9 protein-coding genes are annotated in these 11,933 nt (G+C 71.8%); 6 read left to right on the top strand and 3 right to left on the bottom strand.

Annotation, left to right across the window (positions count from 1 at the left end; translation table 11 throughout):
* A partial coding sequence (locus SGA01_RS37790) for a hypothetical protein (protein ID WP_141302707.1) occupies positions 1-1,195 on the top strand: 1,195 nt, incomplete at its 5' end.
* A 180-nt stretch (positions 1,196-1,375) separates the two neighbouring features.
* Positions 1,376-3,352, top strand: coding sequence for a threonine--tRNA ligase (gene thrS, locus SGA01_RS37785; RefSeq protein WP_141302706.1), 1,977 nt, complete (start codon positions 1,376-1,378; stop codon positions 3,350-3,352).
* 18 nt (positions 3,353-3,370) lie between these two features.
* Here thrS and SGA01_RS37780 read toward each other — a convergent pair whose 3' ends face one another.
* A complete protein-coding gene (locus SGA01_RS37780; protein WP_141302705.1) occupies positions 3,371-4,051 on the bottom strand; it encodes a potassium channel family protein in 681 nt (226 codons plus the stop codon).
* Positions 4,052-4,116: 65 nt separating this feature from the next.
* Between SGA01_RS37780 and SGA01_RS37775 the strand changes: the two genes are divergently transcribed.
* Positions 4,117-4,680 (top strand): HIT family protein, encoded by a 564-nt coding sequence (locus SGA01_RS37775; protein WP_055644536.1) that lies wholly within the window; start codon positions 4,117-4,119, stop codon positions 4,678-4,680.
* Between the two features lie 66 nt (positions 4,681-4,746).
* Here the strand turns inward: SGA01_RS37775 and SGA01_RS37770 are convergent, their stop codons facing one another.
* Together SGA01_RS37770 and SGA01_RS37765 are read right to left on the bottom strand one after the other, a co-directional pair.
* The gene (locus SGA01_RS37770; protein ID WP_141302704.1) at positions 4,747-6,402 is read right to left on the bottom strand and encodes an AbeC-like domain-containing protein; all 1,656 of its coding nucleotides are present in this window, start codon (positions 6,400-6,402) and stop codon (positions 4,747-4,749) included.
* A gap of 187 nt (positions 6,403-6,589) precedes the next feature.
* Positions 6,590-8,785, bottom strand: coding sequence for an elongation factor G-like protein EF-G2 (locus SGA01_RS37765; RefSeq protein ID WP_141302703.1), 2,196 nt, complete (start codon positions 8,783-8,785; stop codon positions 6,590-6,592).
* Positions 8,786-9,060: 275 nt separating this feature from the next.
* Here SGA01_RS37765 and pgsA point away from each other — a divergent pair, with 275 nt between their 5' ends.
* Genes pgsA through SGA01_RS37750 form a run of 3 tightly spaced genes read left to right on the top strand, consistent with a single transcriptional unit; the run spans position 9,061 to position 11,812 of the window.
* Complete coding sequence (gene pgsA / locus SGA01_RS37760) at positions 9,061-9,720, top strand: phosphatidylinositol phosphate synthase (RefSeq protein ID WP_055644538.1); 660 nt, start codon at positions 9,061-9,063, stop codon at positions 9,718-9,720.
* Positions 9,717-10,661 (top strand): phosphatidylinositol mannoside acyltransferase, encoded by a 945-nt coding sequence (locus tag SGA01_RS37755; RefSeq protein WP_141302702.1) that lies wholly within the window; start codon positions 9,717-9,719, stop codon positions 10,659-10,661. The genes pgsA and SGA01_RS37755 overlap by 4 nt, the downstream gene beginning before the upstream one ends.
* Entirely contained in the window at positions 10,658-11,812 is a 1,155-nt protein-coding gene (locus SGA01_RS37750; RefSeq protein WP_141302701.1) for a glycosyltransferase family 4 protein, read from the top strand. The genes SGA01_RS37755 and SGA01_RS37750 overlap by 4 nt, the downstream gene beginning before the upstream one ends.
* Positions 11,813-11,933: the final 121 nt, after the last annotated feature.

Below are 11,933 nucleotides of genomic sequence, written 5' to 3'. Positions count from 1 at the left end.
CCCCGCCCCTCCCGCCGGGCCGTGGGCCGACGCCCACGGCGCACCCGACCCCGGCCGGGTCGACCCGCGCGTCCTCGGCGCCCTCCTCGCCCGCCACGGCTGGCGACGGCGCGGCGGGGCCGCCGGACGCTACAGCCGCTGGACCCCGCCCGGCAGCGGTACCGGCGGCGGCACGAGCCTGCTCGTCCCGGAGAGCCGGGCCTTCCCGGACTGCGAGGACCTGCTCGGCGAGGCCCTCGACGCCCTCGCCCACAGCGGTACGCCCTCGGCGCGCGAGGTCCTCACCGGCCTCTCCGTCCCCAGCGACGAGATCCGCTGGTGGCGCGACGTCCCACCGGGCCCGGCGGGCACGGTCCCCTGGACGGTGCAGGAGCAGCTCAGGTCGGCGGCCCGCCAGCTGCTCCTCGCGGGCGCCCTCGCCGTGCGCGGACGGGCCGGCTACCACGGCGCCCGCCACCGCAGGCCCGCCCAGGCCTCCCTGGAGACCGTCGTCGTGGGAGCCGCCCCCGGCGGACGCGGCCTGACCGCCTTCCTGCCCGTCGCCCCGGGCCGTCCCATCGCCGTCCGGCTCTACCACGCGCTCTACGCGGCCCGGGAGGCCACCGACTACCAGCGGGCCACCGGCGGCATGGAGGCCTTCGACGCCGCGGTCGAGGCGGGCGTCAGCCGCGAACTCACCGATGCCCTCATCGCCCTGGTCCGAGGCACCGAGGGAGCCAGGGTCGCCCTCGAATGGGCCCCGGCCGCCGGAGCGCCCGAGGGATGCGCGGCCCGCCCCGAACCCGTCGAGTTCTCGCCCGGCGACCTGCCCGCCCTGCGCGAGGCGAGCGCCCGCTACCTGACCGACGAGCCCTCCGTGCCCGTCCGCATCACCGGAGCCGTCGTCCGCATGCGGCGGTCGGGGCCGCGCGGCGACGGCACCGTCCGGCTGCGGGTGCTCGGCGGGGCGGAGGTCCCGCACGTCCGCGTCACCCTCGGCGAGGAGGCGTACCGCACCGCCGTCCACGCCCATCTCGTCGGGCTGCCCATCCGGGTCGTGGGCCGCCTGGAGAGCCGGGGCGGCTTCCGGCGGCTCACCGACGCCTCCGGGGTCGTCCCCGTCCAGGTCGACGAGGCGGAACGGGACCGGCTGATGAAGTCGCTCCACGAGAACCTCGACTACTTCGAGGAGGCCTGCGGCCCGGACGAGGACTGAGGGGCGGGGCCGGGCGGGACCGGTCCGGAGCGCCGGGCGGGGTGCGGGCGGCGGAAACCGTTTCGCGGGCGGGCCGGTCGGATCGGTAAGATCGGCGGCGACGCGGCACCTCGTCTCTGCCGCGCACCGTCGGCGCCGGCACCTCGTGCCTGCCTGCGCCCCAATGGAAGAAGAACACCAGTGTCTGAAGTCCGTGTGACCGTCCAGTCCGCCTCGGAGGCAGAGGAGAGGGCGGTGAGCGCGGGCACCACCGCCGGTGCCCTCTTCGCCGACGACCGCACCGTCATCGCCGCCCGCGTCGGTGGCGAGCTGAAGGACCTCTCGTACGAGCTCGCCGAGGGCGATGTCGTCGAGGGCGTCGAGATCTCCTCCCCGGACGGTCTCGACATCCTGCGCCACTCCACCGCGCACGTCATGGCCCAGGCCGTGCAGGAGCTCTTCCCCGAGGCCAAGCTGGGCATCGGCCCGCCGGTCCGGGACGGCTTCTACTACGACTTCGACGTCGAGAAGCCCTTCACTCCCGAGGACCTCAAGGTCATCGAGAAGAAGATGCAGGAGATCCAGAAGCGCGGCCAGCGCTTCTCCCGCCGTGTGGTGACCGACGAGGCCGCTCGCGAGGAGCTCGCGGACGAGCCGTACAAGCTCGAGCTCATCGGGATCAAGGGCTCCGCGTCCACCGACGACGGCGCCAACGTCGAGGTCGGCGGTGGCGAGCTGAGCATCTACGACAACCTCGACGCCAAGACCGGCGAGCTGTGCTGGAAGGACCTCTGCCGTGGTCCGCACCTGCCGACCACCCGGAACATCCCGGCGTTCAAGCTCATGCGCAACGCCGCCGCCTACTGGCGCGGCAGCGAGAAGAACCCGATGCTCCAGCGCATCTACGGCACCGCCTGGCCGTCGAAGGACGAGCTGAAGGCCCACCTCGACTTCCTGGCCGAGGCCGAGAAGCGCGACCACCGCAAGCTCGGCAACGAGCTGGACCTCTTCTCCGTCCCGGACGAGATCGGCTCCGGCCTCGCGGTCTTCCACCCCAAGGGCGGCATCATCCGCCGGGTCATGGAGGACTACTCGCGCAAGCGCCACGAGGAGGAGGGCTACGAGTTCGTCTACTCGCCGCACGCCACCAAGGGCAAGCTGTTCGAGAAGTCGGGCCACCTGGACTGGTACGCCGAGGGCATGTACCCGCCCATGCAGCTCGACGAGGGCGTGGACTACTACCTCAAGCCCATGAACTGCCCGATGCACAACCTGATCTTCGACGCGCGCGGGCGCTCCTACCGTGAGCTGCCGCTGCGCCTGTTCGAGTTCGGCACCGTGTACCGGTACGAGAAGTCCGGCGTCGTGCACGGTCTGACCCGCGCCCGGGGCTTCACCCAGGACGACGCGCACATCTACTGCACCCGCGAGCAGATGGCGGAGGAGCTGGACAAGACCCTCACCTTCGTCCTCAACCTGCTCCGCGACTACGGCCTGAACGACTTCTACCTGGAGCTGTCCACCAAGGACCCGGAGAAGTTCGTCGGCTCCGACGAGGTGTGGGAGGAGGCCACCGCGGTCCTCCAGCAGGTCGCCGAGAAGCAGGGCCTCCCGCTGACCCCCGACCCGGGCGGCGCCGCGTTCTACGGCCCGAAGATCTCGGTGCAGGCGCGGGACGCCATCGGCCGTACCTGGCAGATGTCGACCGTGCAGCTCGACTTCAACCTGCCGGAGCGCTTCGACCTGGAGTACACCTCCCCGGACGGCACCAAGCAGCGCCCGGTCATGATCCACCGCGCGCTGTTCGGCTCGATCGAGCGCTTCTTCGCGGTGCTCCTGGAGCACTACGCGGGTGCGATGCCGCCGTGGCTGGCGCCGGTGCAGGCGATCGGTATCCCGATCGGCGACGCGCACGTCGACTACCTGCACGAGTTCGCGGCCAAGGCGAAGAAGCAGGGCCTGCGCGTGGACGTCGACTCCTCCTCGGACCGGATGCAGAAGAAGATCCGGAACGCGCAGAAGCAGAAGGTCCCGTTCATGATCATCGCGGGTGACGAGGACATGGCCGCCGGCGCCGTCTCCTTCCGCTACCGCGACGGATCGCAGGAGAACGGCATCCCCGTCGACGAGGCCATCGCCAAGATCGCCAAGATCGTCGAGGACCGCGTCCAGGTCTGACCCGCCGATCGCACGGGCTCAGGAGGCCCCCGGGGTACCACCCGGGGGCCTCTCCTCGTCCTCCCGCGTGAACGTCTGGATCAGCCAGGACGAGAACGAACCCGTGACGGCCCCGATCAGGGCGACTCCGCACGCCATCATGCCCACCGCGATGAACCGGCCGATCGTGGTCACCGGGGTGACGTCGCCGTACCCCACCGTCGTCAGCGTCTCGGCGGCCCACCAGAGGGCGTCGCCGAAGGTGCGGATCGTGGCCCCCGAGGCGCCGCGCTCGTGCTGGTAGACGGCGAGCGCGCCCGCGAAACCGAGCAGGGTGACCGTGAGGCTGGAGTAGGCCATCACGCGGGCGTAGAGGGTCAGGCGCGGCTTGCCGCGGCGGCGGCGCTGGATCCCATCGTAGATCTTCACCATCTGCAGCGGCCGCAGCAGCGGCAGCAGCAGCACGATCGTGCCCAGGAGATGCGCGCGGACGAAGCGCAGTGGACCGAGGCCGCTGAGCCGGAACCGCACCACGTAGTCGACGATGAAGACGCCCCACGCCCCGAGCGTGACCGCCAGGCAGAGGTCCAGCCAGACCCGGTCCATGCCGTGGGCGAGCACCCGCACCGTGTACCCGGCGAGGAAGAGCAGGGATGCCACCGCGAGCGGTGCCTCCATGCGACGGTCCCAGCGCTCCTGCTTCTCCGGCCTCGCGTCCATCGGATCAGCATGGCGGCTGCATGGATCTTCCGCCCCGGCGACACGTTCCGAACGGGCGACGCAATATGCTGCACAGCATGACGACTGAGCCGGAGCAGCAGATCGGAGTCGGGACGCGGGACGCGTTCCAGCGACTGTGGACGCCTCACCGGATGGCGTACATCCAGGGCGAGAACAAGCCGACCGGACCTGGGGCCGACGACGGCTGTCCGTTCTGCTCGATTCCGTCGAAGTCCGACGAGGACGGGCTGGTGATCGCCCGCGGCGAGAGCGTGTACGCGGTCCTCAACCTCTACCCGTACAACGGCGGCCACCTCATGGTCGTCCCCTACCGGCACGTCGCCGACTACACGGACCTGGACGCGGCGGAGACGGCGGAGCTCGCCGACCTGACCAAGCGCGCCATGGTCGCGCTGCGGACGGCGTCGGGGGCGCACGGCTTCAACATCGGCATGAACCAGGGCGCTGTCGCGGGCGCCGGGATCGCCGCGCACCTGCACCAGCACGTGGTGCCGCGCTGGGGCGGCGACACCAACTTCATGCCGGTCGTCGGGCACACCAAGGTGCTTCCGCAGCTGCTCGCGGACACCCGGAAGATGCTGGCCGACGCCTGGCCGGCCACCATCTGATCCGTACGTACGTGCGTGTGACCCGGTGACCCGGTGACCCGGTGACGCCTGGCCCGGCGACCCGGGTCAGGCGTCGTAGACGTCGGCCTTCTTCGGCCCCGGGTCCTGGACGGCGCCACCGAGGAACATCGAGCGGTTGGTGAAGCGCTCCGTGTCCACACCGTGGTCGTCGAGCATCTTGACGGTCGCGGCGTGGACGGCCCGCAGTACCGGCGTGGCCATCCGGATCGCGTCGTCGGCCATGAAGCGGTTCTTCCAGAGCGGGCCGGCCCAGACGTGCCGGAGCCCGAAGGGCTCGGGCAGGACCATCTTGCCGCCGAGGAACTCCAGGACCGGCGGATACCAGGTCAGCGGGGCGCGCACGGCCAGCCGGACGATGTCGTCGGTCTCCAGGAGAGGCTGCTGGATCTCCCGCGTCTCCCAGAAGCGGACGGTCTTGGAGACCTCCTTGGTCTTCGCCTTCGGCTTCGTCGTGAAGAGACCGTGCACGGGCCCGAGCGCGTGGCCGGTGACCTCGATCCGCAGGGTGTGGAGGAGCGAGGTGACGGTCACCATCATCGTGAGGACGAGGTTCCCGTCCCAGAGCGTGAACTGCACCCCGAGGTAGTGGCGGTTGCCCGCGCCGAACTGCTGGTCGTTGCAGATGCGCTGTATCTCGTGCGGCTTGACCTGGTAGTGCACGATGCTGTCGCCCTCGGGGCGGGTGACCTCGTCGGCACCCTCGCCGACCGGCGAGATGATCCAGTGCTTGACGGTCGGCTTGGGGAAGCCCGTCTTGAGGGAGCCGCGCTCCAGGAGCGTGAGCTCGTCGTGGATCTTCCGTATGACGTCCCAGGCGCGGAAGGCGTGGATCTCCCGGCCTGCCTGGGGGACGAGCTCCTCGGCGAGCGTCCAGCTGCCCCAGCGGGTGCCGAGACCGAGGACGCCCTTGGCGCCCGCGTAGAAGACGATGTTGGACTGCTGCTCGGCGGAGAGCTTCTCCAGATTGACCCGGAGCTCCTCCGCGGACTTCTCGCCCGGGTCCTGCGGGGCGGACTTGGGGACGTGGGGACCGACGCCGCCGCCGCTGAGCAGCCCCGTCCAGCGCTCGCGCAGGTCGACCGCGTACCTCTCGCAGATCCGGCGCGCGAGGAACCAGCCCAGGACCGGAGCGACGATCATCGCGCGCAGGTAGTTGGGCAGGATGCCGTCGAAGGGCAGCTTGATCAGGACGATCGCCGCGACGAGGCCCGCCCCGAGCAGGAGGGCGGTGCCGGCGGCGCCCGCGCGCCTGTTCTCGGAGCCGGCCGCGAGGCGGCGGAGCTGGATGACGCCGAGCCACAACAGGAGGCCGGGCAGGAAGAGCACCCCGCAGACGAAGGTGACCAGGGTCAGCTTGATGTCGCGCTGCCTGCGGATGTGCGTGGCCGCGAGGCAGTGCTCGACGACCGGCTGCGGGTCGGCGCCGAAGGACTGGATGAGCGCCTTGCGGGCGCCGCCGAGGACCCGGACCTGGACGGCGCGGGAGAAGGCCTCGCCGAGGTCGGGCCGGAAGAGTCCCCATCTCCCTTCCTTGACCGTCGTCTTGTAGAGGTCGTTGTCCGCCTCCTGGATCGTCGAGAGCGGGCTGTCCCGGTACGCGGCCGAGGCGAGGGCCTGGGTCGCCCCCGTCTGCCCGTCCGAGCCCATGAGGGGGACTTGAGCCCCGGGTCCGAATCCGTCGAAAGCCACTGTCGCCCCCATCGCCGCGATCACCTGTGCGGGCTGTTCCCAACTGCCGCGCCCCGCACACCTTCTGAGCTGGGCACCACAGCGTAACCGGGTACTGCCTGATGCGTCACGGCCTGTGGATATCGACGGCCGAATGACGTCCGCCCGGCGCGTGCCGGGCGGACGTCCACCGCTGTCGCTCCGTCAGACAAGCTCCCTTTCAGGCCTGTTCGCGGATCTTGTCCGCGAGGTGCGGGGGCATCGGCTCGTGCCGGGCGTACGTGCGGTCGAAGCGGCCCGTGCCGTGCGAGACGGAGCGCAGGTCGATCGCGTACCGGCTGATCTCGATCTCCGGCACCTCCGCCCTGACCACGGTCCGTCCCGGCCCCGCCTGCTCGGTGCCGACGACCCGGCCGCGCCGCCCCGACAGATCGCTCATGACCGGGCCGACGTACTCGTCGGGGACGAGGACCTGGACCTCGGCGACCGGCTCCAGGAGATGGACGGGGACGTCGGCGGCCGCCTCGCGCAGCGCGAGCGCCCCGGCCGTCTGGAAAGCGGCGTCGGACGAGTCGACCGAGTGGGCCTTGCCGTCCCGGAGGGTGACCCGGACGTCGACGAGCGGGTAGCCGGCGGCGACGCCCCGGGCGGCCTGGGCCCGTATCCCCTTCTCCACGGAGGCGACGAACTGGCGGGGGACCGCACCGCCGACCACCTTGTCGACGAACTCGATGCCGCTGCCCGCCGGCAGCGGCTCCACGTCGATCTCGCAGATCGCGAACTGGCCGTGGCCGCCGGACTGCTTGACGTGCCGACCCCGGCCGGCCGAGGCGCCGCCGAAGGTCTCGCGCAGCGACACCTTGTACGGCACGGCGTCGACCTGGACCCCGTACCGCCCCCGGAGCCGCTCAAGGACGACGTCCTGGTGGGCCTCGCCCAGGCACCACAGCACCACCTGGCGGGTGTCCTGGTTCTGTTCGAGGCGCATGGTCGGGTCCTCGGCCACCAGCCGGGCGAGGCCCTGTGAGAGCCGGTCCTCGTCGGCCTTGCTGTGCGCCTCGACGGCGAGCGGCAGCAGCGGCTCCGGCATGCTCCACGGCTCCATGAGGAGCGGATCGCTCTTCGCGGAGATCGTGTCGCCGGTCTCGGCGCGGCCGAGCCGGGCCACACAGGCGAGGTCCCCGGCGACGCAGTGCGCCATGGGCCGCTGCTGCTTGCCGAAGGGCGAGGTGAGGCCGCCGATCCGCTCGTCGACGTCATGGTCCTCGTGGCCCCGGTCGGCCAGGCCGTGGCCGGAGACGTGCACGGTCTCGTCGGGGCGCAGGGTCCCGGAGAAGACCCGCACCAGGGAGATCCGGCCGACATAGGGGTCTGCGGCGGTCTTGACGACCTCGGCGACCAGGGGGCCGTCGGGGTCGCAGGTGACCGGCGGCCGGGCCTGCCCGTCGGGTGTGGTGACGGCGGGCGGCTCGTGCTCCAGGGGGGAGGGGAAGCCGCCCGTGATCAGTTCGAGGAGTTCGAGGGTGCCGAGGCCCTGCGTCCCGCCGTCGGAGGCGGGGGCCGCCGCGAGGACCGGATGGAAGCTGCCCCGTGCGACGGCCTTCTCCAGGTCGTCGACGAGCGTCTTCACATCGATCTCCTCGCCGCCGAGGTAGCGGTCCATGAGGGTCTCGTCCTCGCTCTCGGCGATGATCCCCTCGATGAGCCGGGCCCGGGCCTCCGCGATCAGCTCCCGCTGGCTCTCGTCGGGCTCCTCCTCGCGCCGTACGCCCGTCGAGTAGTCGAGGATCCGCTCCGAGAGCAGACCGACGAGTCCCGTCGCCGGCGCGTGGCCGTCGGCGCCCTCGGTGCCGCGCACGGGCAGGTAGAGGGGGAGGACGGCGTCGGGGTCGTCGTGCCCGAAGAGGTCGGCGCAGACGGCGGTGAGCTCGGTGAAGTCCGTGCGGGCCGTGTCGAGATGGGTGACGACGATGGCGCGGGGCATGCCGACCGCGGCGCACTCCTCCCAGACCATGCGGGTGGATCCGGCGACGGCATCGGCCTCCTGCGCGGCCGAGACGACGAAGAGGGCCGCGTCCGCTGCCCGCAGACCGGCCCTCAGCTCCCCGACGAAGTCGGCGTACCCGGGGGTGTCGAGAAGATTGATCTTGAATCCGTCCCAGCCGACCGGGACGAGGGAGAGCTGTACGGAGCGCTGCTGGCGGTGCTCGATCTCGTCGTAGTCCGAGACCGTCCCGCCGTCCTCGACGCGCCCTGCCCGGTTGACCGCCCCGGTGGCCTGGGCGAGCGCCTCGACGAGGGTCGTCTTGCCGGATCCGCTGTGGCCGACCAGCACCACGTTCCGTACGGACGCGGGCCGGTCGGCCGTCAAAGCCCTGCCGGCGGCTCCGGGGGCCGTGTTCGCCTTGTCACCCATGATGTGTTCCTCCCGACTGCTCGCACGGTGCGGCGGTACGACGGGTGTCGCGGGGGAGTGGCGTGTCGCGGTGCGGCTCCTGCGCGTGCCCGCGGTGGTCCTTCGAGCTTTGCACCGGCTTCGGGGCGCGTCCATACGTCGTACACGGACCGGCCCGCGGGAGGGCGGCGACGCGGCGGGGACGGGTGCCCGCCACGGTGGCGGCGCGCGCGTGGCTACGATGGGTGAGCCGGTGGTCATAGGGGCCGCGCGGCCCACCGAACCTCGGGAAGGCCATGCTGAACAAGTACGCGCGTGCCTTTTTCACGCGTGTCCTCACACCGTTCGCCGCGTTTCTGCTCCGCCGGGGCGTCAGCCCGGACGCGGTCACGCTCATCGGCACCGCGGGAGTGATGGCCGGTGCGCTGGTCTTCTTCCCCCGGGGAGAATTCTTCTGGGGCACGATCGTCATCACCCTCTTCGTCTTCTCCGACCTCGTCGACGGCAACATGGCCCGGCAGGCGGGGATCTCCAGCCGCTGGGGGGCCTTCCTCGACTCGACGCTCGACCGGGTCGCGGACGGCGCGATCTTCGGCGGCTTCGCGCTCTGGTACGCGGGCAAGGGTGACGACAACGTGCTGTGCGCCGTCGCCATCTTCTGCCTCGCGAGCGGCCAGGTCGTGTCGTACACCAAGGCCCGTGGCGAATCGATTGGCCTGCCGGTCGCCGTCAACGGTCTGATCGAGCGCGCCGAGCGCCTCGTGATCTCGCTGGTCGCCGCCGGTCTCTCCGGACTGCACGCCTTCGGCGTGCCCGGCGTCCAGGTGCTGCTCCCGATCGCCCTGTGGATCGTGGCGGTCGGCAGTGCAGTGACTTTGGGTCAGCGAGTGGTGACGGTACGACGCGAGTCGGCCGAGGCGGACGCCGCGGCCAGGGGGAGCGAGGCGACCACGTGAGCGCACTGAAGGACAAGCTGACCGACGGGGTCTACGGCCTCGGCTGGTCGACCGTGAAGAAACTGCCGGAACCGGTGGCGACCGGCCTCGGCCGACGGATCGCCGACTTCACCTGGAAGCGGCGCGGCAAGAGCGTCCTGCGGCTGGAGTCCAACCTCGCGCGCGTGGTGCCCGACGCCACGCCCGAGCGTCTCGCCGAGCTGTCCAAGGCCGGCATGCGCTCGTACATGCGGTACTGGATGGAGTCCTTCCGGCTGCCGACCTGGAGCAAGGAGCGGGTCGAGAACGACGTCGACATCAAGGGCGCCCACCACCTGCTCGAAGGGGTCGCCTCCGGGCGCGGTGTCATCATCGCGCTGCCGCACCTGGCCAACTGGGACCTCGCGGGCGTGTGGGTGACCCGCGCGCTCGGCGTGCCGTTCACGACGGTCGCCGAGCGGCTCAAGCCGGAGACGCTGTACGACCGCTTCGTCGCCTACCGAGAGTCCCTCGGCATGGAGGTCCTCCCGCACACCGGGGGCTCCGCCTTCGGGACGCTCGCGCGGCGGCTCCGGGCCGGCGGCCTGGTCTGCCTGGTCGCCGACCGCGATCTGTCGGCTTCCGGGGTCGAGGTCACCTTCTTCGGCGACACGGCGCGGATGCCGGCGGGACCGGCGATCCTCGCGCAGCAGACGGGCGCGCTGCTGCTGCCGGTGACGCTCTGGTACGACGACACGGCCGTCATGAGGGGGCAGATCCACCCGCCCGTCGACGTACCCGAGTCGGGTACCCGGACCGAGCGGACGGCCGCCACGACCCAGGCACTGGCCGACGTCTTCGCCGCCGGCATCGCGGACCACCCGGAGGACTGGCACATGCTGCAACGACTGTGGCTCGCCGACCTCGAAGAACGTCCCGAGGCTCCGCGGAGCCCGGACCGGGAAGGGGAGCGGACCGCGTGAGGATCGGGATCGTCTGCCCGTACTCCTGGGACGTGCCGGGCGGCGTCCAGTTCCACATCCGCGACCTCGCCGAGCACCTCATCCGGCTCGGGCACGAGGTCTCCGTCCTCGCCCCCGCCGACGAGGAGACACCGCTCCCGCCGTACGTGGTCTCGGCCGGCCGGGCCGTGCCCGTCCCGTACAACGGCTCGGTGGCCCGGCTCAACTTCGGCTTCCTCTCAGCCGCCCGGGTACGCCGCTGGCTGCACGACGGCACCTTCGACGTCGTCCACATCCACGAGCCGGCCTCGCCGTCGCTGGGACTGCTGACCTGCTGGGCGGCGTCGGGGCCGATCGTGGCCACCTTCCACACGTCGAACCCGCGCTCGCGGGCGATGATCGCCGCGTACCCGATCCTCCAGCCCGCCCTGGAGAAGATCAGCGCCCGCATCGCGGTCAGCGAGTACGCGCGACGGACCCTCGTCGAGCACCTCGGCGGCGACGCCGTCCTCATCCCCAACGGCGTCGACGTGGACTTCTTCGCCCGCGCCGAGCCGAAGAAGGAGTGGCAGGGCGAGACGCTCGGCTTCATCGGGCGGATCGACGAGCCGAGGAAGGGCCTGCCCGTCCTCATGCGCGCCCTGCCCCGCATCCTCACCGAGCGGCCCGGGGCGCGGCTCCTGGTCGCCGGGCGCGGGGACGAGGAGGAGGCGGTGGCCTCGCTGCCGCCCGAGATGCGCTCCCGGGTGGAGTTCCTCGGCATGGTCAGCGACGAGGACAAGGCGCGGCTGCTGCGCAGCGTCGACGTGTACGTGGCGCCCAACACCGGCGGCGAGAGCTTCGGCATCATCCTCGTCGAGGCGATGTCGGCGGGCGCGCCGGTCCTCGCCGCCAACCTCGACGCCTTCGCCCAGGTCCTCGACCAGGGCGGCGCGGGCGAGCTCTTCGCCAACGAGGACGCGGACGCGCTCGCGGGCGCGGCGATCCGGCTTCTGGGCGACGAGACGCGCCGCGCGGAACTGAGCGCCCGGGGCTCGTCGCACGTCCGGCGCTTCGACTGGAGCACGGTCGGCGCGGACATCCTCGCGGTCTACGAAACGGTCACGGACGGCGCGGCGGCGGTGGACACGGACGAACGGGTCGGCGGCCTGAGGGCCCGGCTGGGCCTGTAGGCCACTGGGAGCCGTTGCCGGTAGGTACGGGGGCGCCCCTCCGCGGGGCGCCTCCGGTCCCCCTGCGCGCTCGCCTCCGGGGCCCCGGCACGGGCGGCTGACGCCGGGCCGCACAGGCGCC

The organism is Streptomyces gardneri, from assembly GCF_006539185.1.
Classification (GTDB): Bacteria; Actinomycetota; Actinomycetes; order Streptomycetales; family Streptomycetaceae; genus Streptomyces; species Streptomyces gardneri.
This window is presented reverse-complemented; position numbering and strand designations above follow the sequence as displayed.